This window comes from Chryseobacterium sp. 22458 (genome assembly GCF_052044975.1).
Classification (GTDB): Bacteria; Bacteroidota; Bacteroidia; order Flavobacteriales; family Weeksellaceae; genus Chryseobacterium.
The window spans coordinates 50,034-75,503 of sequence record NZ_JBQEOA010000007.1; the positions used below are offsets into that span (position 1 = coordinate 50,034).

Below are 25,470 nucleotides of genomic sequence, written 5' to 3' on the forward strand. Positions count from 1 at the left end.
TATTTTTGCAAAACATTTTGAAAGGGTAAAATAATGATAGAAAAGATAGAAGAACTACTGATCGAAGTAAACGGCTTCAATGCTACCTCTAAGGAAGATATCGAAAACTTCCGAATCAAGTACAACGGTAAAAAAGGGGTTCTTAATGATTTTTTTGAAAAATTTAAAGAAGTTCCTAACGACCAGAAGAAAGAATTCGGACAGAAAATCAATACTTTAAAGCAGGCTGTTGCTGTGAAATTAGAAGATTTGAAAAATGCTTCTGCATCTTCTGTTGTCCTGGAAAAAGAAGATCTTACGAGACCGGCTTTTCCATTGGAATTAGGATCAAGACATCCTATCAACCTGGTTAAAAACAGAATTATTGAAATCTTCAAATCGATCGGTTTTGCTGTAGCAGACGGTCCTGAAATTGAAGATGACTGGCATAACTTTACGGCGCTTAACCTTCCGGAATACCACCCGGCAAGAGATATGCAGGATACATTCTTCATTGAGCAGAATCCGGATATTCTTTTGAGAACGCATACCTCTTCCGTACAGACCCGTTATATGGAAGAGAATCAGCCGCCGATCAGAATCTTATCTCCGGGAAGAGTTTTCAGAAATGAAGCAATCTCTTCACGTTCTCACTGTATTTTCCACCAGATTGAAGGATTATACATCGATGAGAATGTAAGCTTTGCAGATCTGAAGCAGACGATCCAGTTCTTTACAACTGAACTTTTCGGAAAATCTAAAATCAGAATGAGACCTTCATTCTTCCCGTTCACAGAGCCAAGTGCTGAAATTGATGTGTATTGGGGATTGAACTCTGACACTGATTACAGAATCACCAAAGGAACAGGATGGCTGGAAATCATGGGTTGTGGAATGGTAGATCCTGCCGTACTGAAAAATGTAAATATTGATGCTGAAAAATATTCAGGATATGCATTCGGAATGGGTATTGAAAGAATCACCATGCTTCTTTATCAGATGAGTGACATCAGAATGTTCTTCGAAAATGATATCAGAACACTGGAACAGTTCAAAACACTATAAAAATCAAACCTCCGGAGCTCCGGAGGTTTTTGTTTTTAATTACTGACCTAAGAAACAAAACGTAATTAAAAACTGATCTTATTGAAAAATTTACACGTGTCTGTCTCTTATGTCCATACTTCGGTTTGAATCCGCTAGGTACCTCAAAGAAGTATTGACGTGCTGCTTATTGCTGCTCTATAATAAAGACAACCGATACTCATTATATATTACATTTAGAATAAAAAATGCCTGTAAAAAATTACAGACATTCGTATATTAAAAAAACTAATAAAAGTTTACTTGGTAAACTTTAAAGGATACTTTACATTTTTATAGCTATCAATACTGGCTTTAAGAGAACCTACGGCCAACTCAGCCTTAAGAAGCATCGGTACATGATTGGCGTCATTGGAAACCCACATCGTTACCCCTTCTTTTTCTTTAAAGACTCTTCCGCTTTTTACTGAAGGAATAATTTTCAGACAATTGATCGTTCCGAATTTGGTTTTTAAATTTTCTGTTCCCACCACTTTTAGCTGAAAAGGAAACATTTCATCATCAATCCATACGTTCATATTGATAACGGTTCCTACTTTCAATTCATCCGGGCTTTTGCTTCGCAGATAATAAAAACATGAAAGCATATCCTGCACTCCTTTTACAGATTTCAGTACTTTAGACCCATTGGCTGGTGTTTTCTTATCTGTTAGGATCAAAGTATTGTTATCATGATTAAAAACGGTTTCAAGATGCTGACGATAGCTTCCTTCACGCACATTTCTTACATAGAAACTTGGTAAACCGGTCTCAGTATTGATGAAACTTTCATACAAATCCTCCACTTTGAAGAATGCTTTCACGGCTCCGGTAGTCTGTCCGGTTCCTTTTACATATAGATGCGGAACTCCCTTATAATTGGTCTTTTGGGTTGTAAGATTGGCTGTTCCTGCATTCAGAAACCCGTAATGGATCCTTAGGGTGATCGATTCGCCGTCTGCGACATTATCAATCTGGGCAGAGCCTAAAAAGAATATAAATACTGCAAAGAGGTTTAAAATTTTCTTCATAACAAGACATTTACAAAAACGTTGCCAAATTTAAAATCTTAATTGCTAGTTATTTGACAAATCTCAGGTTTTTATTTAGAATCAATTAAATATGCTTCGCATTAAAATTAGTAAATTTGCATTTACATGTATAATTAAATTATCTTAAATTATGATAACCACTGATATATTGATCATAGGTGCGGGACCTACAGGACTTTTTGCAGTTTTTGAAGCTGGTTTATTAAAAATGAAGTGTCATATTATTGATGCGCTTCCACAGCCGGGAGGGCAATTGGCTGAACTTTATCCTAAGAAACCTATTTTCGATATTCCGGGGTACCCTTCAGTGAATGCTGGAGAATTGGTGGATAATTTAATGGAACAGATCAAGCAGTTTCAGCCAGGGTTCACTTTGGGAGAGACAGCAGTTTCTTATACAAAGGTTGACGAAGAGTGGTTTGAAGTAGTTACCAATAAAGGAACCGTTCACAGATGTAAAGCTATTGCCATTGCAGGTGGATTGGGAACTTTTGAACCTAGAAAACCTACTTTTGAAAATGTAGCAGATTATGAAGAGAAAGGGCTGGAGTATTTCGTTAAAGAACCTGAGCACTTCAGAAACAAAAAAGTAGTAATTGCCGGAGGTGGAGATTCTGCTCTTGACTGGAGTATTTTCCTTTCCAATGTGGCCAGCGAAGTAACGCTGATCCACAGAAGGAATGAGTTCAGAGGGGCTTTGGATTCTGTAGAAAAAGTTCAGGATCTTAAAAATCAGGGGAAAATTAAATTAATCACGCCTGCTGAAGTAACAGGAATCAAAGGTAATAGTAAAGTAGAAGCGATCACTGTAGAAAAAGAGGGCGAAGAAGCTTACGATATTGAAACGGATTATTTTATTCCTTTATTCGGGTTGACTCCTAAGTTGGGCGAGATCGGAAACTGGGGGCTGAATATCGAGAAAAATGCCATCGTAGTAAACAACGCTCTTGATTATCAAACCAATATAGACGGGATTTATGCCATCGGAGATATCAATACATATCCTGGAAAACTGAAGCTGATCCTTTGTGGTTTCCACGAAGCTACCCTGATGTGTCAGAGTGTGTATAACAGATTAAATCCTGGTAAAAAATTTGTATTAAAATATACAACAGTAAGTGGAGTAGACGGGTTCGACGGAAGCCGTAAAGAAGCAGAGAAGGCTGTTGTGAAAAAAATTGACTAATTTTGCAGAATTATGTCAGATATTAATATTAAAATCACCGACAGAGAAGGGGTGACCCACGATGTCGTAGCGCCTACGGATATGTCCATGAACTTAATGGAAATTATCCGTTCCTATGAATTGGCAGAAGAAGGTACGATTGGTGTATGTGGAGGAATGGCGATGTGTGCTTCATGTCAGGTTTATGTAATTAATGATCCTGGTCTGGAACCAATGGGAGATGAAGAAGATGCTATGCTTGCTGAAGCTTTCCACGTGAAAGATAACAGCCGATTAGGATGCCAGCTGCACATGGTGGATGAGATGGAGGGACTTGAAGTGGAAATTGCTCCTTATCCTTAGAAAAAAATATTTTTTAATCTTAATAAGAATCCCCGTTCGAATTTTTCGGACGGGTTTTTCTTTTCAATAAGGTTTTTGCATTCTTTTGTTAGAAATAATCACTGAAAGTAATAATTCCAAAATCTTTAATTCTCTCAATATTCACTTTCCTTTCAATATTTCCATTTTCATAGGATTCCATTTCTTGTATAACTTTAAAAAGAATAAAATTGTTCCTATTTTTATCATATTTAAAAGTAACCGTTTTTTTTATTTTCATTCCGCTGGGAAGATTGGTAAAGACTGAAATAAAGGAAAAACCATTCTTTTTAATTTTTATTTCTTTAAATGGGTCTTTTTCATCTTCACTACAAAATGAGCAAGGGACAATATTTGAATTAGTCCATGAAGTTGATTTGTCTTTGTCTTTATCTTCATATAGAATTACTGTGGCTACTCTGCATACTCTCGATCCATCCTCATCATCATAGCTGCCTTTACATTTAATTTCCCGGATATAAATTTCATCCGGGATCTTATCATTATTCAGATCTCCAACATATGTTTTAAATAGGTATTGTTGTTTTTGTGCCTGGTGATTGTTATAAAGCAAACAGCAAAATAAAAAGAGTATAAATTTTACAGCCATACTATTTATATTTCCTCCTTAGAAATCCATTTGCCAACCGTAGGAGCCTGATAATTCCTCATTTTCTCCAACAGGTCATCAATGTGATCACTGATCAGCAGCATATCCCTGTTGACCTGCTTTAAAAAGCCTTTATCCACCATAGTTTGAACCAGATTGATCAGATCATCGTAAAATCCGTCAATATTTAAAATGGCGATTGGTTTTTTGTGAAGGCCAAGCTGTGCCCAGGTGATCATCTCGAAAAATTCTTCTAAAGTTCCATAGCCACCGGGAAGAACGATCACTCCATCACAAAGCTCGCTCATTCTGGTTTTTCTCTCATGCATCGTTTCTACCAGAACCAGCTCGGTAAGGTTTTTATGAGCAATTTCCTTGGCCTGTAAAAAGTGGGGTAGGACACCGGTTACTTTTCCATTTTCACTTAATGCACCGTTGGCAATCGTTCCCATTAAACCGGTCTGAGAACCGCCGTAAATGAGTTGTATTTCTTGTTTTGCTAAAGTCTGGCCAAGCAGAAAGGCCTGTTCTTCATAAATTTTATCTGTGCCAAAACTTGAGCCACAGAATACGGTTATACTTTTCATATTTAAATGTTTTTTTGGAACCATTAAGTATTTTAAGTGATTAAGAAAAGTTAAGAAAATATCTGTGATATTTAAGCAAAATGCTTTTTCAATTAGTTTACGGATTCTTAATGATTCTAACTCCTTCCCTTTAAACTTAATGGTTTAAATTAAAATTAAAATATCCAAAATCAAAGACTTTGGATATTCAAGATAGTTATTTTATTGTTCTATTTCTGAGGGATATTGGCTAAAATATCTTTCAGGAAGCTCCAGAATTTCTGAGCAGAAGGAATATTCGCTTTTTCTTCCGGAGAATGCGCTCCTCTGATCGTTGGCCCGAAGCTTACCATTTCCATTTCAGGATAGTTGGCCCCGATAATCCCACATTCAAGACCTGCGTGGCAAGCTACAACGTGAGGTTTATCCCCGAACTTTTCAGTATAGATCTTCTCCATAATCTTTACAATCTCTGAACCTGGTTTGGGTTTCCATCCAGGGTAGGAACCGCTAAATACCACGTTCATTCCTGCGAGCTCTGCTACAGATTTCAATTGTTCTGCTGTAGAATATTTAGAAGAATCTACTGAAGATCTTGTAAGGTTTAAAATTTTAAGTTCACCCTCTTTTAATTCAACTCGTGCCACGTTGTTGGAAGCCTCTACAAGATCTGCCACATCCGGACTCATTCTGTAGACTCCGTTGTGAAGAGCTTTTAGAGTAAGGATCACTTTCTTAGAATCTTCTTCTGAAATAGCTTTATCAGAAGAGGTAGAGTTCTCAATATTGACCTGAAGATCTGCCTCTACAGACGCAAATTCTTCTAAAATTTCCTTTTTAAGAACAGTGGCATCCTGAATGAATTCCTGAGCATTTCTTACAGAGATGATAGCAACAGCCTCTCTTGGGATAGCATTTCTCAATCCGCCACCATCAACAGAAACTAATTCTACATTCTGATTTTCTATTCCTTTGTAAAGAAGTCTTCCCAGGATAATATTGGCATTTCCGAAACCTTTGTGGATATCCATTCCTGAGTGGCCTCCCTGTAATCCTTTCACTTCAATTCTTACAATCTGCCCTTTTGGAGCTTTTGTTGCATAGTTTTGAGTAATGGTAACATCAACACCTCCGGCACAGCCTATGTCAATTTCATCATCTTCTTCCGTATCAAGATTTAACAGGATTTCTCCTGTAAGCTGACCTGGTTTTAAACCGATAGCACCTGTCATTCCTGTTTCCTCATCAATGGTAAATAGAGCTTCCAGGGCAGGATGTGGAATATCTGAGCTTTCAAGGATAGACATGATCGTTGCTACTCCTAAACCATTGTCAGCGCCCAGAGTAGTTCCTTTTGCTTTTACCCAATCCCCATCAATTTCCATTTTGATTCCTTCTGTTTCAAAATCAAAATTGACATCATTGTTTTTCTGGCAAACCATATCCAGGTGCGATTGCAGCACGATAGATTTACGGTTTTCCATTCCTGCAGTGGCAGGTTTCTTAATAATTACATTTCCTACTTCATCTACAGTAGTTTCAAGTCCTAAGTCTTCACCAAATCCTTTGATGAATGCAATTACTTTTTCCTCTTTTTTTGATGGTCTCGGAACTGCATTTAATTTGGAGAAGTTTTTCCAGATTATTTGCGGTTCTATATTAGATAATTCCATTGAAATTTATTTTTCTCAAATTTACGAAATAAAAAATGCTTCCGTAGGATACAGAAGCATTTTTTGTGAGTTATATTAAGGATAAAGAAAGCTGTAAGAGTTGAAAATAAGTGTTTTTATCATATCTCCTTTCATTACCTGTTGCGATTTTTGTCTTTTAGCATCCGCACTCACCGTAGATAGGTGTTGTGTATACGGTACCATCCGGCTTTTCAATAGTGAGTGTACCTTCGAACAGTAAAGCCTCTTCGCCTTTTATTTTTTTACCTTTTACAGAAATCTTATAATCATCGTTTTCTATTTCTTTGGTCAGCTCTTCATCCACTTCCATATCACTTGATGAGATAAGATTCATGGCCAGTCTTTTGCCATCCAGCATCATATAAGCTGTTTTTCCGGCATCATCTGCATAGATATATCTTTCAGATTCAAAGTCTGCTTTGGTTTTGGCAAAATAGCATGAGCATTCTTTGATTTCTTTGGGAAACGGAATAGTGCCCACCAGAATATCTCCCTGTGAGGCATGGGCAGCTGCAGAATCTTTCACAATTTTTGAAGAATCTGTAGTAGTGGAACCTGAAACTGTTTCTTTCTCCTTTTTACAGGCTACCAGTAGAAATGCAGAAAATAAAATGATTAGGTATTTCATGTGTTGTGGTTTTAATATTTTTTAGCCTCTTGCTCTTTCCAGTAAGGTCATCATCAATAAAGAAAGAATTACCAGGCTTTCTTCTTCATCATCAATATCGATCAGTCTGTCAAGTTGGAATCTTCTTCCGAAGAATGAAGGCATTTTTTTCAGTTTAAAATAGGCTTTTCCATCAATTCCTGTTACCGTGTAAGACGGATTAAGGAAATATCCGGTAAACATTCCGATGATAGGAAGTTCACCCACAAAACTGTCCCAGAATCTTACCCAAGCGCTGTCTTCCTGAACTTTAAATTTCGGCTGGTCATTAGCATCAAGGATATCATAGCTTGCTTTCCAGATAGAACGCATTCCTTTTCTAGCCAGTCTTCCGAAGTTTTTATTATCAACAATGTCATTCAAAGAATAAGAAGCATTGAAATCAATCCATTTGTTGGCTCTGATTCTGAAAAGTTCCTTCGATTTGCTCTCATCATTGAAAACGATTACATCTTCCTTCAGTTTAAACATTTTCTGACGAACGTAAGCTACATAATTTCCGTTTTTGTCAGTGATGTTGAAGTCGCTTGCTAAGGTAGTGATTTTGAATTTGAAATCCAGCGGATAGTTAAGGTTGTTAAGTACCATGTTAGTTTATTTTTTTCATATTTAATTTAAGCCGCAAATATAAATGTTTTTTTAGAGTTCTATGGTATCGGATGGGATGGGAAATTTTAAAATATCAAAATGAGACATTGTGTGAACGGAAGTTGAAGATTGGAGACCCAAAAACTCCTCTTTACAATAGATCATTTTCCTCAAATAATCCTTATTTTTGTACTTATGGATTATCCAAGTAAAGTGCTGGCAAAAGCGGTTGATGAGATCTCGGGATTGCCCGGTATCGGAAGAAAGACTGCCCTAAGATTAGCATTGCATTTATTGAAACAGCCCAATTCCAGAGCCGTGAGCCTTGGAAACTCCCTGATTAATCTTGTCAACGAAATAAAATACTGCAAAGAATGTCATAATTTCTCTGATTTTGACATTTGTGAGATCTGCAGTAATGAGAAAAGAAGCGAAGAACTGATCTGCATTGTTGAAGATGTAAGAGATGTTATCGCCATAGAAAATACCGGAAAATATACCGGAAGATATCTGATCCTCGGCGGCAAAATATCTCCGATGGAAGGAATAGGGCCCGGTCAGCTGAATATTCCAAGTATTGAGAGAAAAGTGAATGAAGGCAAGGTAAAGGAATTTATTTTCGCTCTGAGTGCCACGATGGAAGGAGATACAACAGCCTATTATATTTACAAGAAATTTAAAAATGCTAATGTGAATTTTTCAAGCATTGCAAGAGGAATTTCAGTAGGGGATGAGCTGGAATATGCTGATGAAATCTCCCTGGGAAGATCAATCGTCAACAGGTTACCATACAACGAAAAGGATTAATATGAAGCTGTCCGTTATTATTGTCAATTATAATGTAACCCAATTGCTGCGAAACTGTCTTTTATCACTTCAGAAATATATAAAGGAAGTAGAATATGAGATTGTGGTTATTGATAATGCTTCTACAGACAGGTCGTGGAAAGAACTTATTCCTGAGTTTTCAGGTGTACAATTTATAGCTTCTGAAGTTAACGGAGGTTTTTCAAAAGCTAATAATCAGGCCATACAAACAGCAAAGGGAGAATATCTGCTGCTTTTAAATCCTGATACGGAATTCGAAGGTTTTTATATGAAAGAACTTCTGGATTTTGCTGATTCCCAAACTGATTTCGGATGTATGGGAGTTCGGATGCATGATGCGGAAGGCAACTTTCTGCCGGAAAGCAAACGCTCAGTTCCGGACATGTTCAATTCGTTTGAAAAGCTGTTCACCAATTTCAGAAAAAACAATTCGAAATCCTATTACAGGAATGATCTGGAGGAAAATGAAATTGCTGAGGTAGAAGTGATTACAGGTGCTTTTTTATTGGCTAAAAAAGAAGTGTATCAAAAGATAGGCGGTCTGGATGAAGCTTATTTTATGTACGGGGAAGATATCGATCTCTGTTATACTTTTTTAAGGAACGGCTATAAGAATTTCTATTATGGAAAAGCTTCCATTCTTCATCATAAAGGGGAAAGTACAATAAGGGATGAAGTATATCTGCAGAGGTTTTACGGAGCGATGCAGATCTTTATTGACAAATATTATAAAGACACAAAACCGATGCAATACTCATTTTTAAAAGCCGGGTTAAAACTTCGTCATCAGATTGAAAAGATCAGATTGAAATGATAAATTTTTCTACAGTTAACTTTTTATTTCTTTTTTTGAAAAATTGAATCTGAAGTATATTACAATAGAAAAGCAACTCAATTGAGTTGCTTTTATTGTATATAAGATGATCTTCTTATTTTGTAGGTGCTGCCGGAGTAGATACCGGAGCAGTAGTTGTTGTGGAAGAAGCCGGAGCAGATTTTTTAGCCGGAGCTTCTTTCTTGGCAGGTTGTTGCTGAGTTGCAGCGGCCTGTGAAGGTTTTCCTGTAATAACAACGCTTAAAAGGATAAGAACAATGATAGTTCCGCCCAGAGTCCATGTTGCTTTTTCCATGAAGTCATTGGTTCTCTGTACCCCGAACTGTGCAGAAGATGCACCTCCGAAAGTACTGGAAAGACCTCCTCCTTTTGGATTTTGAGCCATAACGATAATTACCAATAAGACACTGGCAATCATAACAAGAACCATCAATAGTGTAAATATAGTATCCATTAATTCTGATATCTTTTTGAATGGGCAAATTTAATCTTTTTTTACTGAACAACAAAAAAAGATGTCGCCAAATGTTGATAAAAATAAAAACGGCAACATTTGTTACCGTTTTTTCTATAAAAATACGATGTTGTTATTTAAAATCAGCATCTGTAGCTTTATTGATTTCATAGGATTTTACCTTCATAGTCATCTCCATTCCCATTTGATTGACGGAGAGTGTATAAGGCATTTTCACCCCGTTTACCTCTTTGTAGTCAGAGAACGTTGTAGGGATGGTCATTTCCTGCCCCTGTGCCTTTACTTTTTTAGTTTCTCCGGTTTTCAGCCCGGTAGCAACACTGTAGTAATAGGTTGTATTTCCTCCTTTAATTGCATAGGAATCTTCTCCATTGATTTTCTCAATTCCACCTAATTTATAATCAGCAGATTTTGCAAAGCTCAATTCTTCAAACAGCTCAGGAGTCTTTTGTTTTTCAGCAATTTCTTCAGGTGTGATGTCTACTTTTTTACCCATTTGCTCAGAATACCCTGTTTTTCCGTCAAATACCTGCTTCTGCATTACCTGTCCCATGGCTGTTACGGTGGTCACTTCTTTTCCCCCTTGTGCCTTAATGATTTTAAAATCAATATTCTGTCCCTGCATAGACATGGAAGCATTCATGGTGTAAGAAGAAATTTTAGCTACATTGGCTTTTCCTCCGATCGCATTGATGTATTTATCAACAACCGTTGAAACTGTTACGTTGGCATCAACTTTTTGTACAGTTGGCTTAGCTACAGGGTTGGCCTCTTTATCGAAATATTTTACCGGATATCCCAATTTCTCTAATCCTTCAGCGATATCTGATGCTTTACCGGCAATGAAAATTCTGCTCTGATTAGGAAGTATGGTTGTTTTTACAGCATTAGAGACGTCTGCAGATGTAACCTTGTCAATAGATTTCAAATAATTGGTGTAAAAGTCTGCCGGAAGATCCTGAACCTTTTGATTCAATGCAAATCTTGCAATGGTTTCAGGCTTTTCCAGAGACATGATGAAAGCTCCTTTCAGTTTTGCCTTGGCATTGGCAAGCTCTTCAGGCTTTACCGTTGAAATGGCATTAAGTTCATTCATCATTTCCTTTACAGCCTTATCTGTCACTTCATTTCTTACACTGGTTTCAGCTGAAAAATCAGGAGAATATTTACTGGCACTCATACTGGAATAAGCTCCATAAGTAAAACCGTTCTTTTCTCTGAGATTCATGAAAAGTCTGGCTTCACCACCCCCTCCTAAAATATAATTGGCGATGGTTGCAGAGAAATAGTTCGGATCTTTCATTTTAAGATTGTTGAGGTTGCTAACAGAAAGTACAGATTGTACTGCTGACGGTACATCAACTATATTAATCTCAGTTTTAGCCGGATTGGATGCCGGTTCTAAAGCTGCAAATTTTGTATTTGATTTTTTCCAGCCTCCAAAAGCCTTCTCAATCAATGGTTTTACCTGATCGTATTTTACATCTCCTACAATAACCAGGTAAGCATTATCCGGAGCGTAATATTTATTATAAACATTCTGAACATCTGCCAGCTGGATCTTGTTGATAGATTCTACTGTTTCAAATTCTCCTCTTGACGTATTTTTTCCATACATCAGGGCATTAGAAACTCTTTCAGCAATGGAAGAGGCATTTTTTTCATCAGCTTTCAGGCCTTCAATGATTCTTTCTTTAGCATTCTGAACTTCTTCGGCAGAGAATTTTGGATTGATGATAGCATCAGCCATAAGTCCCAATACTTCAGGAAAATATTTTGAAAGAGAATTGGATGCCGCACCATTAGACGAGAAGCTGATATTAGCCCCTAGAAAGTCAACTTTCTTATTGAATTCATCCTTGCTCAGGTTAGTGGTTCCATTGTCAAGCTGCTCTGCCATAAGTGAGCTTACCCCTACAATATTTCCTTCATAGTAAGGAGGTCTGTCCATAGAAAGAGTAGTGTTTACTCTGGGCAGTTTATTATTCTCAACAACCATTACAGTAAGCCCGTTGCTTAGCTGGAAGGTTTTGGGTTTTGCAATGTTGATGGCAGGAGTTGGCCCTGGTTTTGGCATTGCATTAAGATCTATTTTTTGGGCAGAAAGCATTCCTGTAAATAAAAATGCCGCTGCTATATAAGTGAATTGCTTTTTCATGGGGTAAATTATTTTTTCTCAGGAACGTAGTTGATGATAATTCTTTGGTTGGAGTTCAGATACTTTTTCGCAGCATTCTGAATATCCTGTCTGGTGATGGATCTGTAGATGTCAATTTCTTTATTGATCAGATTGGTATTTCCCATCAGTACGTGGTTGGTTGCCAATGAAGCGGCAATCCCCTGAATACTTGAATTCTGATTCACAAACTGATTTTCAAACTGATTCTGAATTTTCTGATAATCTTCTTCAGAGATCAGAGTTGTCTGAAGTTTTTTGATCTCCGCATCAATATCAGCCTGTAGAGTCTGCTTAGTGGTCTGTCCCATCGGGATAGCAAAAAAAGCAAAAATACTGTAATCCTCAAGCCCTTGATTGAAAGCAGCTACCTGAAGCGCTTTTTTATCCTGATCTACCAGTTTTTTATATAAAACCGATGATTTACCATTGCTTAAATAAGAAGAAAGCATATCCAGTACATAAGCATCTTTCTCTTTATTAGCAGGTGTTCTGTAAGCAAAAACGTATGCAGGAAGCTGAATGTTAGGATCTGTAGCTGTAACTTCTTTTTCCTGAGTGATCGGAGCATCTTTCGGGAAATCTTTCGGATAAAGAGTTCCTTTTGGAATTCCGCCGTAATATTCCTGAATCCATTTTTTAGTCTGTTCAGGTTTAATATCTCCAGCAACTACCAAAGTAGCGTTGTTCGGAACATAGTATTTTTTATAAAAAGCCTGGAACTCTTCAAGCTTGGCAGAGTTAAGATCTTCCATAGAACCGATCGTAGGCCAGTTGTATGGGTGGTTAGTAAAAAGGTTTTTCTGAATGGTAGGGAAAAGATTTCCGTAAGGCTGATTATCCATTCTTAATCTTTTCTCTTCTTTCACTACTTCTCTCTGAGTATCTACACCAATCTGGTTGATCTCTGCATGACGCATTCTTTCAGCTTCCATCCAGAGGCCAAGTTGTTCGTTATTTGAAGGGAAAGTTTCGTAGTAATAGGTTCTGTCGTTGGTTGTATTGGCATTATTTTGCCCGCCGTTTGAGGAAACGATCTTGAACCATTCGCCTCTTTTGATATTAGGAGTTCCTTCAAATAAAAGGTGTTCAAAGAAGTGTGCAAAGCCGGTTCTTCCTTTTACCTCATCTTTTGCACCTACATGGTACATTACCCCTGTAGTGACTACCGGAGCAGAATTATCCTGATGAAGAATGACATGGAGACCATTGGGAAGATCATACTCTTCGAATTTGATTTGCTGTGCATTCAGCATGAGCCCGAAGAAAGCTACGGCAGCAGCAGAAAGAAATCGCTTTTTCATAAAGTTAGAAATTGTTTGGCTTATTAGTAGGAAAAGTGAATTAAATGTTACATTTAAAAGCCTGTAATGTATTAAAAGTATACTTATGTTTTAAAAGAAACCTTAATAAACACCAGTGATGAATTTCAAAATTTGAATTCTCCTTTGAATACCTTAATTTTGTATTCCCAAAAATTTTTTTGCAGCATGGATTATCTGAAAGGACTCAATGAATCACAATATGAAGCCGTTACCTCTTTACAAGGCCCTTTGATGGTACTTGCCGGAGCTGGTTCCGGGAAAACACGTGTGCTTACGATGCGTATTGCCCACCTGATCCACAACGGAATAGATCCTTTTAATATCCTGGCACTTACCTTTACCAATAAGGCAGCCCGTGAAATGAAGGAACGTATTGCAAAAGTAGTGGGAGACAGTAATGCAAGAAGTCTTTGGATGGGTACTTTTCACTCGGTTTTTGCAAGGATTTTAAGAATTGAAGCACATTATCTGGGCTATCCCTCCAACTTTACCATCTATGATCAGCAGGACGCTCTGAATGTGATCAAAAAGGTACTGAAAGATATGAACATCGATGCCGATCTTTATAAACCGAAAAAAGTTCAGGCAAGAATTTCCACCTATAAAAATAACCTGATTACAGTAAAAGCCTATTTCAACAATCCGGAACTGATGGAAGCTGATGAAAAAGCCAATATGAAATTCATCGGTCAGATCTATCAGAGGTATGTGGAACAGTGTTTCAGAAACGGATCGATGGACTTTGATGATCTGTTGTTAAAAACGAACGAATTGCTGACCCGTTTTCCGGAAGTACTGGCGAAATACCAGGACAGATTCAGATACATCATGGTAGATGAGTACCAGGATACCAACCATTCCCAGTATTTAATTGTAAAAGCTTTGGCTTCAAAATTCGAGAATATCTGTGTGGTGGGGGATGATGCACAGTCTATCTACTCTTTCCGTGGGGCAAATATTTATAATATCTTAAACTTTAAGAAAGATTACCCTGATGCGATAACCGTATCTCTGGAGCAGAATTACCGTTCTACCCAGAATATTGTCAATGCTGCCAATGTTGTTATTGCCAAAAACCTGCAGCAGTTTAAGAAAAACGTTTTCAGTGATAATGAAGAAGGTGATAAGATCAAAATTTACCGCTCACTTTCGGATGCGGATGAAGCCAACTTCGTAGCCGGAAATATCTGGGAACTCCGAAACCGTGATCAGAGAAAGTACAGTGATTTTGCTATTTTATACAGAACCAACTCTCAGACCAGAGCATTTGAAGATGCTTTGAGACGTAAAAATATTCCATACAAAGTATATGGCGGGCTTTCTTTCTATCAGAGAAAAGAAGTGAAAGACCTTATCGGTTATCTGCGTCTTCTGATCAATGAGAATGATTCCGAAGCGCTAATGAGAATTATCAATTATCCGGCAAGAGGAATCGGGGAAACAACCCAGAATAAACTGATTGTTTTTGCAGATGCCCATAATGTTTCCGTATCTAAAGTACTGGACAATCTTCCGATGTATGCCCCTCAGCTGGGTCTCAACAACGGTGTTCTCAACAAACTGAATGATTTCTGGTCAATGATCAAAGCTTTCCAGGTATTACTGAAAACCGAGACGGCTTACAGTGTAGCAATGGAAGTGGCAAAACGAAGCGGACTGATCAAATTTCTGAAAGACGATCAGACCCCGGAAGGCATTTCCAGAGTAGAAAACGTTCAGGAATTAATGAACTCTATGCAGGGATTCATTGAAGAGCAGATGCAGCTGGAAGACGGAGATCCAAGCCTTTCGAATTTCCTTGAGAATATTGCCCTTTCTGCTGATACTCAGGATAAAAATCTTGAGGATGATATGGTTTCCCTGATGACGATTCACCTTTCAAAAGGATTGGAGTTCCCGGTGGTACATTTGGTGGGACTTGAAGAAAATCTTTTCCCGAGCTTCATGAGCTCAGCCACCAGAGAAGACCTGGAAGAAGAGAGAAGACTTTTCTACGTTGCCCTTACCAGAGCTGAAAAGCAGGCATTTTTCTCCTATGCGGTTTCCCGTTTCCAATGGGGGAAAATTACAGATGCTGAACCTTCGAGATTCTTAAGCGAAATTGATGATGAATATATTGAATTCCTTAATCCTGCACTGGAAAAGAGATTTATCAATAATTCCGGAGTGAAATCCAATATTTTTGACGAGCATCCTTCGGAAATGAAAAGCTTCAAAAAAGTTGAGAAAAAGAGTATTAACAGGGATGATCATTCAAAACCCACACCGGAACCAAGAAAGCTGAAGCCGGTGAGTACAGCCAAAATCATCAATCCGAGCGGAGCATCTTCTCAGGATATTGAAGTGGGTGATAAAGTAAGACATGACCGTTTTGGTATAGGAGAGGTTACTTTCCTGGATGGAACCGATCCCCAGAACATCAAGGCCAAAGTTGTCTTTATGCATGAAGGTGAGAAAAATCTGATCCTTAAATATGCAAAACTGACTAAGATTTAATTTCAAAATAAAAATATAAAGACAACGGATTCAATTATTGGATCCGTTTTTTTTATTTAAACGTAAAGTTCGCAGAGTTTCTATTTGAACTGTTTCATTTTTTGTTCGCAAAGTCGTTCCACTTAGCTAAGACAAATCCTCTGCTGAACGAAGTGTCGTTGCGGCCTGAAGAATAACCGATAAATACATTATTTCTTTGCGAGCGTAGCGTTTTTTATAAAATTCATTTTAAGGTTGACCTTCTGTAAAAACATGTTTTTTATGATATTTCCTTAATTTATCATAACTTTAAGTGAGGGATAGAAACAAACTATAATTATTTTTTAGAAAAACAAAGTCTATCTGTTTTGTAGACTAATAAATATATTTTACATTTGCACCTTGCAAAAACATAAATGTTCAATCAAAATTTCTAAACTATATGAAAAATAAAACTATTGTTTCGGCCTCTGTGTTATTTTTCCTGGGAGTTTTTACTTACGGACAGGAAAAGGACAGTATCAAAATAAAAAAAGACAGTGTCAAAACCAATATTGTAGAAGAAGTGGTGATCCTGGGATCAAGGGGAGGGGCAAGATCTAAAGTAGACAGCCCGGTTCCTGTAGATGTATTCAATGTAAAAGAATCATCAGTTATTCTTCCGCAAACCAATATCGGGCAAATCCTGAATGCTGTTGCCCCGTCTTTTACTTCTACCATTCAGACCAATTCGGATGGTACGGACCATTTGGATCCTGCACAGCTCAGAGGATTGGGACCGGATCAGGTATTGGTTTTGGTAAACGGAAAGAGAAGACATACATCAGCCCTGGTTAATGTGAATGGAACACCGGGAAGAGGTACGGTAGGAACTGACCTGAATGCCATTCCTTCTTTTGCTTTAAACAGAATTGAAGTGCTGAGAGACGGTGCCGCTGCCCAGTACGGATCAGATGCCATTGCCGGAGTCATCAATCTTGAGCTTAAAAAAGATACGGGAAAACTTGGAGGACAGATCAGCTATGGTGGAAATTTAACGCCTACAGCAAATGATCATACCGGAGATTTTGACGGCCAGAATATTCAGCTCGATCTGAATTATGGAAATAAAATCGGAACAAAAGGAGGTTTTTTTAACATTACCTGGACCTCACAGTTCAGAAATCCTACCTACAGAGCCGGAACAGAAAGCGGAACACTCTATAACGCTTATAATGCAATCGAACAAAGAGCCCTGAATGACGGAGTGAATCTTTCTTCACTTTTTACAGATATCGGCAATACGCCTAACTCGCAGCAGATTGTTGATTATATCCATCAATATGCACAGAACGTAAGTTATTTTACTCCGGATTTACAAAATAAAATACAGACTGCCAATACAATCGGAGCTTTGCAAAATGTACTGAAGACGGGAGCATTTACTACCGATGAACTTAATTACATTACAGATCAGGAACTTGCCTACAGAGGGCAGACCAGAAAGGACTTCAATATGCAGGTGGGGCAGTCCAAACTGAATAACCATCAGCTTTTTCTGAATGCTGAAGTACCTGTCAGCGATAACTGGAAGGTGTATACTTTCGGAGGGTATAGTTTAAGACATGGTACATCCGGTGGTTTTTACAGAAGACCGAGAGAAAACAGAACTTTTACCGGATTATATCCTAATGGTTACCTGCCTCAGATCGGGACAGATATTCAGGATATTTCAATGGCAGCAGGAATCAAAGGAAAATGGGAAGGATGGAATATTGATTTTAGCAATACTTACGGGCAAAATTCATTTACTTATAACATCAGTAATACAGGAAATACCTCGATGCGTTTTGCTTCGCCACAGGAATTTAATGCCGGAGGTTTAAGATTTTCACAAAATACAATCAATTTAGATTTCTCAAAAAAGTATGACGTTTGGGAAGGAATTAATGTTGCATTCGGTGCCGAACATCGCTACGAAAACTTTAAGATTACAGCAGGAGAAGAAGCTTCTTACGCTACTTATGATGTTTTCGGAAATGTATACAGAGATAATTCTCAACAAAGACCTACTGATTTCTTTGGGCAGCCACTGCCGGGAGGTTCACAGGTATTCAACGGATTCAAACCTGAGAATGCCGTAGATAAGAACAGACAGTCTGTAGCAGCTTATGCGGATGTTGAATTGAACTTTACCCATTGGTTACTGGTAGATGCAGCTGCGAGGTATGAAAATTATTCAGATTTCGGATCAACATTTAATTACAAATTGGCTTCAAGAATTAAGGTAGCCCCTGATTTTAATCTGAGGTTTGCAGGTTCCACCGGATTCAGAGCTCCGTCTATCCATCAGATCTATTATAATGTAACTTCCACTTTGTTTACCAATAATCAGCTGCTGGAAGTAGGTACATTCAGCAATGATTCTCAGCTGGCAGCACAGTTGAATATCCCTAAACTTAAACAGGAAACCTCAAAATCTGCAAGTATAGGATTTACTTATAGAATACCATCAGTAGGGTTGACATTCACTGCTGACGGATACTTTACAAGAATAGACAACCGTATCATTCTGACAGACCAGTTCCTGAGAAAAGATGTTCCTTCGGGAGCACAGACAGAGTTTGATAATTTTAGGATCAACGGTGCTCAGTTTTTCACCAATGCTATCGATACGGAAACCAAAGGACTCGATGTGGTTATTGCTCATAATACCAGATTTTCAGATTTTAAACTGGATAATAACTTTGCCATCAACCTGAACCAAACCAAGCAGGTAGGAGATATTCATTCATCAGGACTTTTACAGTCACCTGCACTGGAAAAGATTTATTTCTCTGAAAAATCAAGAGTATACCTGGAAGAAGCAGTACCAAGAGTAAAAGCCAGCCTTTCCAACACCTTATCATGGAAGAATGCAAGCTTCTATCTAAGAAATACCTATTTCGGGAAAGTAACCGGAGCTGATGTTCTGGATGCCAACGGAGACGGCATCGTTGAATTTAATGAGCACCAGAAAATTGCAGATAAAGTAATTACCGATATATCTTTGGCTTATCAGTTTACGAAGAACATAGGATTGACTTTAGGGGTAAATAATGTATTTGATATTTATCCTACCAAAAACCTTCCTGCTTCTACTAATAATGATCAGTTTATCTATTCCCGTTCCACATCCCAGTTCGGACAGAACGGACGATATGTTTTCTCAAGACTTAATTTCAATTTTTAATCAACTTTATACTTAAAAAAACGGATCCGGGAATGGATCCGTTTTTTGTTGAATTAAATATTTTGCGGATAAAACGGAGGAACTTTATGAAAAGATTTCAAAAGTCAATCCCTCAATTTATTACAGGAAACTGTCAGATTCATCCTAAAGCCTTATTCCACATTTTCAATTCATAAGCGGCCTCCCAGAAATGAAATTCCATTCTTGATGCCATGATGAATGCTTCTGTCATTCTTTTTCGGGTTGCTTCTGTGCTGTTTTCGGCTATCTTGTCACAAATGGCTATTGCCTGATCCACTGCTGCTGAAAATTCTTCTCCCGCATACGTGGCAATCCATTTTTCATAAGGATTATCAACAGTATTCTGGGTACGGTAAATATAATCGCCGACTTCCCTGTAAATCCAAAAACAAGGGAGTACTGCCGCTACAGCAATTTCTACTGATTCTAAAGCGGCTGTACTTCTCAGAAAATGAATATAATGATGACAGGCAGGCTGTAAAACTCCTTTATCACTTACCCCGAAATCTTTAAAATAAGATTCGTGCAGGGCATTTTCCACTACAATGGCATTTTCGGCAAAACGCATAAAAGCGAGTACATCCTGAAGGTCGGTGATCTTTGCTGCAATCAGAGAAAGCGTTCTCCCGAAATGTTCCAGGTACAAAGAATCCTGAGCCATATAAAAACGGAATTTCTCCTGTGGTAAGGAACCATCTGATAATTCTTTAATAAAAGGCATTTGCAGAATAGATTCATAGAGTTCTTCAATACTTTTCCAGGTTTGTTCAGACCATTTCATTTTTGATCAGTTTTTGAGGGTTAAAAAAGTGGTTAAGCGGGCCGTTTCCTAGTCCTGTCTGTACATCTGTTCCGTTTTTTATAGCCTGATAAGTATATTCCTGTCCTGAAGAAACAGCGTCATACAAAGTTTTTCCCTGAGCAATATAGGCTGCTATGGCAGAGGAAAGTGTACAGCCGGAACCATGGGTGTTATTGGTGTTGAATTTTAAGGTTTCAAAAGAATGGAAAACTTCATTTTCATCATAGAATAAAGAGGTAATTGTTGAGGTTTCCTGATGGCCCCCTTTAAGAAGAATGGTTTTACAGCCCAGTTTTTTTATCTTTTTTCCTGCTGTGTACAGATCTTCAAGAGTTTTTACCTGCATGTTTGCTAAAATGGCCGCTTCATCCATATTAGGCGTAATCACATCAGCAATCGGGAAAAGCTTTTCCGTGATGGCATTAATGGTTTCCTCTTCAATCAGCCTGTGACCGCTGGTAGCTACCATAACAGGATCAAATACCACCGGTATTTTTTTATATTGGGCAAGCGTTGAAACAATGGTATCTACAAGCTGCGGGGTATGAACCATTCCGATTTTAACAGCATCAGGAACAATATCATCCAATATAGCTTTGATCTGATCTGCTACCGCTTCCACAGGAATCGAATATATTTTTCTTACACCCTGGGTATTCTGTACCGGTAAAGCGGTCAAAACCGATGTCGAAAAACAGCCCAGAGCTGAAGCCGTTTTGATATCAGCCTGGATACCTGCACCGCCGCTTCCGTCAAATCCTGCAATGGTAAGTACTGATGGGTATTTGTATTTTTTCATTTTAAAATTTCATTTTTTAATTCATAAGCTGCCTTCTGAGGATGGTCTGCACCACATATTGCTGATACTACAGCAAGACAGTCAGCACCGGCATTGATAATGGCTCTTGCATTTCCGGAATGAATACTGCCAATAGCAACCAGAGGTTTTTCTGTCAGCTGTCTGATCCTGGCAATACCTTCAAGTCCCCATTCGGTAATGGTGTCTGTTTTGGTTTTTGTTTTAAATACAGGACTTATTCCCAGATAATCAGAGACAGCGGTTTGTTCATTGTCAAGCTGAGAGAGATGTTCAATCGAATAACCGATGATCTTATTTCCGGTACTAGGATGTTGCCTCAAAAGGGTAGGGGCCATGTCAGAGTTTCCCACATGGATGCCTGCCGAATTTACTTTTCCGGCGACCTCAATATTATCGTTGATGATGAGCGGAATATGATACTTATCTGTAATTTCAATAAGCTGTTTTGCTTTTTGGAGAAAAACCTCAGTACTGTCATTTTTTTCACGAAGCTGGATAACGTCTACACCGCCCAGAATAGCCTGTTCAGCAACTTCCAGAAAGTTTTTTCCCAGACAATCGGCTTCAGAGATTACCAGATACAGCTGATAAGGAAAAGGATGCACACTCATTTCTTATCGATTTTTAAATGACTGATGAATTCCTCTTCCGTGATATTGTACAGTTTGTCAATCAGGTTCATCTGCAGGCTTCCGGGACCTTTGCTTTCTTTGACGGCAATTTCACCTGCGATACCCAGTAATGCCATTGCCGCTGCCACACCTGATGTTTTGTCTTCCGAACATCCTGTAAATGCACCTGTCAATGCTGTTGCTGAACAGCCGAGCCCTGTTACTTTAGTCATAAGCGGATGGCCGTTCCTGATCATGAAACATTGGTCCGGACTTAGGATAATATCCGTTTCACCTGAAATACAGACAATAGTGTTGTATTGATTCACAAGAAGCTGAGCTGCTTCTAAGGCATCATTGCTGGCAGCGGTGCTGTCTACTCCTTTACTTACGGTGGTATTGATTTTAGCCAGAGCAATAATTTCGGAAGCATTTCCTCTGATAACGGTCGGACGGAATTCCAAAAGCTGTTGTAAAATCTGATCCCGGAAAGACGTTGCTCCTGCACCAACAGGATCCAGCACCCATGGTTTGTGGATTGTATTAGCGGTTTCAGCAGCTATAAACATAGATTCAGACCAATATTCATCAAGAGTACCGATATTAATGACTACAGCATCTGAAATGTTGACCATTTCTCTGATTTCAGATCTGGCGTGGGCCATGATAGGGGATGCTCCTGCAGCCAGAAGGGCATTGGCCGTATTGTTCATCACTACATAGTTGGTAATGTTGTGAACCAGGGGAGACTTTTGTTTTACAAGCTGAACTTGCTGCCAGAGAATTTTTTCCATTGTTTATCATTAAAATAAAAAATAGCTTCAGGAAAAAATCCAAAACAAAAGCACATTGGCCGGCAATGTAGTTTTGCTTTTCCCTACGTCGGTGTAAGCCGTATCAGGTTCAAAGGGACTCTCTCAATTCTTTTCAGAATACCCCTAAAGCAAAACAAATGTATAAAAATTATCAGAGCAGGCAAAGTCTGCAAAATATTTTAAAGGAGAAGTTTTACCTTTCCACAAGTTCCTTCACCTGTTCGCCATAGAAATCTGTTTCTGTAGTAGTGATTTTTAGCAGCTGGTACCATTTTCTGAAGGCTCCGATAAAGACGATAAGCATCAGTACCATGGCTGTAACGGCTAAAGCTGCCAATAAGTATTGTTCCTTGGGAATATAAATTGTAGTGACCTGAAGATAACCGGCCCAGAATGTAATGATGGCCATAAATACCCCCGGAATAGCAGAACATAATGCATATTTCCCTCTGTTCATCCTGATCAGCATTGTGGTACAGACGATGAGCCCGCATGCTGCCAACAGCTGATTGCTGATTCCAAATAAAGGCCAGATGCTGCTTACATTTCCGGTATATACCAGATATCCCCAGGCGAAAGTAAACAGTAAACTGCTGATAATAATTCCCGGAACCCAGTTTTTATCATTGAATTTAGGCATTACAGACCCCAGCATCTCCTGTAAAAAGAAACGTCCGACCCTTGTGCCTGCATCAATAGCCGTAAGAATAAATACCGCTTCAAACATGATCGCAAAATTGTACCAGTAAGCCGTCAGCTGATCCATATAGGGGATCTTATTAAAGATATGAGCCATTCCCACAGCCAGAGATACTGCTCCTCCTGTTCTTCCATGTAGATCAATGCCTATTTTCTGGGAATAATAATCAATATCTACTCCATGCAGAGAAGGGTGGGCTGCCAGGAAAGCGTCATAAGACTCTTTGGGTGTATTGATCGCAAAGTAGTCTCCCGGCATCAAAGTACATGCTGCAATCAGGGCCATAAGAGCTACAAAACCTTCAACAAGCATGGCGCCGTACCCTACAAAAAGAATTTCTCTTTCCCTGTTAAGCATTTTAGGAGTAGTACCTGTTGCAATGACTGCATGAAAGCCTGAAATAGCACCACAGGCAATTACTATAAAAATAAAGGGAAGTACAGGACCTCCTATGACAGGGCCTCCACCATTGATGAATGCAGTAAGCGCAGGCATCTGTACCGTAGGATGGATTACAATAACACCTACTGCAAGCATAATAATGGTTCCGATTTTTAAATAGGTAGAAAGGTAATCTCTGGGAACTAAAAGCAGCCATACCGGAAGAACAGAAGCCAGAAAACCATATAATGGAATCGCCACCGAGATTGTTTTGATATCCCATGAAAATAAATTGTTCATCGTAGCATTCTGCATAAGACCATGCCCGCCGATAATTCCTGCAATCAGAAGTATACCACCCAGAATGCTGGCAAAGAGCACACTGTTCTTTTTATACCGCATTATGAGTCCCATGATCACAGCAATCGGCATTGTGATGACTACCGTAAACAGAGACCATGAAGCTTCATGCATTGCATTGATGCAGGCCAGTGATAAACCTGCCAGTGTAAGAATAAGAATAAATAAAATAGCAAAACCTGCTACTGTACCTGTTGTTTTCCCTATCTCTTTGGAAGCAATTGTCGCAAGACTTTGCCCTTTATGTCTTACAGAGGCAAATAATACAACCATATCATGTACGCCGCCTCCCAGTACACATCCTATCAGGATCCATAAAGCTCCGGGAAGATAGCCGAACTGTGCTGCCAGAACGGGACCTACCAGAGGGCCGGCCGCTGCAATAGCTGCAAAATGGTGACCGAAAAGTACATTTTTATTCGTGGCAACATAATCCTTGCCGTCTGCAAATTCTATAGCGGGAGTCGTATTGTTGTCATTAAGCCGCAATACTTTATTAGCCATGAAGATCCCGTAAATACGATAAGCGATTGCAAAAATAAGTATTGATGTGAATATTAATGTTAGAGCATTTATATTATTCAGTATATCCATATCATTGATTTTTATCAGTTAATGATTGAAAGTATTGACTTTTTTATTGTAAATAATTTAAACAAAAGCCAAGTTAATTATTTTGTATATAAAAATGATGAATATGTATACTAAAATAGCAAAGTTATGATGATTTTACAGTTTTAAAAATATAATATATTGAATATAAATATTTTAATGTTTTGTTTTTATTATGGTGTGTATTTTTTTGATTTATTTCTTCTGTGAAACAATGAAATCCACAATCTGATCGGTCATTCTATCCAAAGTCTGCTTATCAGTTGTTGAAAAACTGTGAACACCATTTTCAATGATGATCAAAGAGGTCTGAACTTTTGCTCTTTTCAATTTTCTGTGCAGCTTTTTTGCCTGACTTAAAGGAACCACTTTATCTTTATTACCCTGTACAATTAGCGTAGGAACTCCGGTAGAAGCAAAATGAGCAGGCGATACGGTTTTTAGATAACTGATAGCTTCCTGCTGCTGTTTTTTAATATCATATCCTGAAATTCCTTTGACAAGATTTTCCTGCAACGAGATAATTTTTTTAGAGATCAATCCGATCATAGACACCGGGATGGTTCCTGCGCTGGTATGAAAAAGTGTATTCAGGTCAGCGGGCCCATAATGGTCAATCACATAATTTACATTGGCCGGATAACCGGTAAGTTCAGAACTTCCTATAAATTTATCCTCCTGGGTATAGGCCGCCAGTAAAGAAAGATGCGCTCCTGCCGAAGCCCCGAAAAGACCAATATTATTGGCATCGAAATTATATTTTTCTGAATTTTTTCTCACCCATCTTACAGCATCTTTGGTATCCTCTACAGGCAGTGGAAAATGCGTGTTATCATCCAGAAGAGTGTAGTTGATGCTCAGTATTGCATATTGTCTGGCAAGCAGTTTTGACATAGTGGTTTCAACATAATCATCAGCATGAATTACTTTATCTCCTTCTATCCAACCTCCGCCATGCACATAGATCAGTACCGGAAGCTTCCCGGAAGAAACATTTCCAGGCAGATAAAGATCCAGCATCACAGGATTTCCTTTTCTATTGGTTTTATATACAATATCTTCAGAAACCTTGGCGATTTCCGGAAGAAGAGTGCTTTTGACACGTTGGGGCTTGGCAGTTCCCTGTTGAAAGGACTGTGAAAAAAATGAATTTGAAAAACTTAAAAATAAAATAAAAAACAGGTTTGTAATAAACCTGTAGTGTGATATGTTGTGTATAGTTGAGTTCATAATAAACT

22 protein-coding genes and 1 riboswitch are annotated in these 25,470 nt (G+C 38.4%); of the genes, 7 read left to right on the forward strand and 15 right to left on the reverse strand.

What is annotated here, in order from left to right; all coding sequences use genetic code 11:
- The first annotated feature begins 33 nt into the window (after positions 1–33).
- Positions 34–1,044: a phenylalanine--tRNA ligase subunit alpha gene (gene pheS, locus ACTJJF_RS19935; RefSeq protein ID WP_440700782.1), complete on the forward strand. Its 1,011-nt coding sequence runs from the start codon at positions 34–36 to the stop codon at positions 1,042–1,044.
- Positions 1,045–1,322: 278 nt separating this feature from the next.
- On the opposite strand, the gene ACTJJF_RS19940 is transcribed toward pheS, so the two are convergent.
- Positions 1,323–2,093, reverse strand: coding sequence for a DUF3108 domain-containing protein (locus ACTJJF_RS19940; RefSeq protein WP_312302537.1), 771 nt, complete (start codon positions 2,091–2,093; stop codon positions 1,323–1,325).
- Positions 2,094–2,244: 151 nt separating this feature from the next.
- Between ACTJJF_RS19940 and ACTJJF_RS19945 the strand changes: the two genes are divergently transcribed.
- Together ACTJJF_RS19945 and ACTJJF_RS19950 are read left to right on the forward strand one after the other, a co-directional pair.
- Positions 2,245–3,300, forward strand: coding sequence for an NAD(P)/FAD-dependent oxidoreductase (locus tag ACTJJF_RS19945; protein WP_440700783.1), 1,056 nt, complete (start codon positions 2,245–2,247; stop codon positions 3,298–3,300).
- 12 nt (positions 3,301–3,312) lie between these two features.
- Positions 3,313–3,642 (forward strand): 2Fe-2S iron-sulfur cluster-binding protein, encoded by a 330-nt coding sequence (locus ACTJJF_RS19950; RefSeq protein WP_312302543.1) that lies wholly within the window; start codon positions 3,313–3,315, stop codon positions 3,640–3,642.
- Positions 3,643–3,730: 88 nt separating this feature from the next.
- On the opposite strand, the gene ACTJJF_RS19955 is transcribed toward ACTJJF_RS19950, so the two are convergent.
- The 5 genes from ACTJJF_RS19955 to ACTJJF_RS19975 form a co-directional block, all read right to left on the reverse strand.
- Positions 3,731–4,270, reverse strand: a complete 540-nt coding sequence (locus tag ACTJJF_RS19955) for a hypothetical protein (protein ID WP_312302546.1) — start codon at positions 4,268–4,270, stop codon at positions 3,731–3,733.
- Positions 4,271–4,275: 5 nt separating this feature from the next.
- Positions 4,276–4,857, reverse strand: coding sequence for a TIGR00730 family Rossman fold protein (locus ACTJJF_RS19960; RefSeq protein ID WP_312302548.1), 582 nt, complete (start codon positions 4,855–4,857; stop codon positions 4,276–4,278).
- A 209-nt stretch (positions 4,858–5,066) separates the two neighbouring features.
- Positions 5,067–6,509 (reverse strand): aminoacyl-histidine dipeptidase, encoded by a 1,443-nt coding sequence (locus tag ACTJJF_RS19965; protein WP_440700784.1) that lies wholly within the window; start codon positions 6,507–6,509, stop codon positions 5,067–5,069.
- Between the two features lie 157 nt (positions 6,510–6,666).
- Positions 6,667–7,158 carry a hypothetical protein gene (locus tag ACTJJF_RS19970; RefSeq protein ID WP_440700785.1) on the reverse strand — a complete coding sequence of 164 codons (492 nt, stop codon included), beginning with the start codon at positions 7,156–7,158 and terminating at the stop codon, positions 6,667–6,669.
- Positions 7,159–7,179: 21 nt separating this feature from the next.
- A complete protein-coding gene (locus ACTJJF_RS19975; RefSeq protein WP_312302554.1) occupies positions 7,180–7,785 on the reverse strand; it encodes a hypothetical protein in 606 nt (201 codons plus the stop codon).
- A gap of 195 nt (positions 7,786–7,980) precedes the next feature.
- On the opposite strand from ACTJJF_RS19975, the gene recR reads away from it, so the two are divergent.
- Positions 7,981–8,592, forward strand: a complete 612-nt coding sequence (gene recR, locus ACTJJF_RS19980) for a recombination mediator RecR (protein WP_312302557.1) — start codon at positions 7,981–7,983, stop codon at positions 8,590–8,592.
- Positions 8,588–9,427, forward strand: coding sequence for a glycosyltransferase family 2 protein (locus ACTJJF_RS19985; RefSeq protein WP_312302798.1), 840 nt, complete (start codon positions 8,588–8,590; stop codon positions 9,425–9,427). Before recR ends, ACTJJF_RS19985 begins: the two co-directional genes overlap by 5 nt.
- A gap of 115 nt (positions 9,428–9,542) precedes the next feature.
- On the opposite strand, the gene secG is transcribed toward ACTJJF_RS19985, so the two are convergent.
- The 3 genes from secG to ACTJJF_RS20000 form a co-directional block, all read right to left on the reverse strand.
- Positions 9,543–9,902 (reverse strand): preprotein translocase subunit SecG, encoded by a 360-nt coding sequence (gene secG, locus ACTJJF_RS19990; protein ID WP_312302559.1) that lies wholly within the window; start codon positions 9,900–9,902, stop codon positions 9,543–9,545.
- 133 nt (positions 9,903–10,035) lie between these two features.
- Positions 10,036–12,081: a M16 family metallopeptidase gene (locus ACTJJF_RS19995; RefSeq protein ID WP_312302561.1), complete on the reverse strand. Its 2,046-nt coding sequence runs from the start codon at positions 12,079–12,081 to the stop codon at positions 10,036–10,038.
- An 8-nt stretch (positions 12,082–12,089) separates the two neighbouring features.
- The gene (locus ACTJJF_RS20000) at positions 12,090–13,403 is read right to left on the reverse strand and encodes a M16 family metallopeptidase (protein ID WP_312302564.1); all 1,314 of its coding nucleotides are present in this window, start codon (positions 13,401–13,403) and stop codon (positions 12,090–12,092) included.
- Positions 13,404–13,589: 186 nt separating this feature from the next.
- Here ACTJJF_RS20000 and ACTJJF_RS20005 point away from each other — a divergent pair, with 186 nt between their 5' ends.
- Both ACTJJF_RS20005 and ACTJJF_RS20010 read left to right on the forward strand, forming a co-directional pair.
- On the forward strand, positions 13,590–15,920 hold the full coding sequence (locus ACTJJF_RS20005) for an ATP-dependent helicase (RefSeq protein ID WP_440700786.1): 2,331 nt from the start codon (positions 13,590–13,592) through the stop codon (positions 15,918–15,920).
- A 421-nt stretch (positions 15,921–16,341) separates the two neighbouring features.
- The gene (locus ACTJJF_RS20010; protein WP_440700787.1) at positions 16,342–19,110 is read left to right on the forward strand and encodes a TonB-dependent receptor plug domain-containing protein; all 2,769 of its coding nucleotides are present in this window, start codon (positions 16,342–16,344) and stop codon (positions 19,108–19,110) included.
- 139 nt (positions 19,111–19,249) lie between these two features.
- Here ACTJJF_RS20010 and tenA read toward each other — a convergent pair whose 3' ends face one another.
- From tenA to ACTJJF_RS20040, 6 genes are all read right to left on the reverse strand, one after another.
- Positions 19,250–19,912 carry a thiaminase II gene (gene tenA, locus ACTJJF_RS20015; protein ID WP_440700788.1) on the reverse strand — a complete coding sequence of 221 codons (663 nt, stop codon included), beginning with the start codon at positions 19,910–19,912 and terminating at the stop codon, positions 19,250–19,252.
- Positions 19,899–20,732: a bifunctional hydroxymethylpyrimidine kinase/phosphomethylpyrimidine kinase gene (gene thiD, locus ACTJJF_RS20020; RefSeq protein WP_440700789.1), complete on the reverse strand. Its 834-nt coding sequence runs from the start codon at positions 20,730–20,732 to the stop codon at positions 19,899–19,901. The genes tenA and thiD overlap by 14 nt, the downstream gene beginning before the upstream one ends.
- Positions 20,729–21,364: a thiamine phosphate synthase gene (gene thiE, locus ACTJJF_RS20025; RefSeq protein ID WP_440700790.1), complete on the reverse strand. Its 636-nt coding sequence runs from the start codon at positions 21,362–21,364 to the stop codon at positions 20,729–20,731. The genes thiD and thiE overlap by 4 nt, the downstream gene beginning before the upstream one ends.
- Positions 21,361–22,158, reverse strand: a complete 798-nt coding sequence (gene thiM / locus ACTJJF_RS20030; protein WP_440700791.1) for a hydroxyethylthiazole kinase — start codon at positions 22,156–22,158, stop codon at positions 21,361–21,363. The genes thiE and thiM overlap by 4 nt, the downstream gene beginning before the upstream one ends.
- A gap of 63 nt (positions 22,159–22,221) precedes the next feature.
- Positions 22,222–22,314: riboswitch (TPP riboswitch) on the reverse strand.
- A 58-nt stretch (positions 22,315–22,372) separates the two neighbouring features.
- Complete coding sequence (locus ACTJJF_RS20035) at positions 22,373–24,214, reverse strand: carbon starvation CstA family protein (protein ID WP_249330986.1); 1,842 nt, start codon at positions 24,212–24,214, stop codon at positions 22,373–22,375.
- A 213-nt stretch (positions 24,215–24,427) separates the two neighbouring features.
- Positions 24,428–25,462 (reverse strand): alpha/beta hydrolase, encoded by a 1,035-nt coding sequence (locus tag ACTJJF_RS20040; RefSeq protein ID WP_312302588.1) that lies wholly within the window; start codon positions 25,460–25,462, stop codon positions 24,428–24,430.
- Positions 25,463–25,470: the final 8 nt, after the last annotated feature.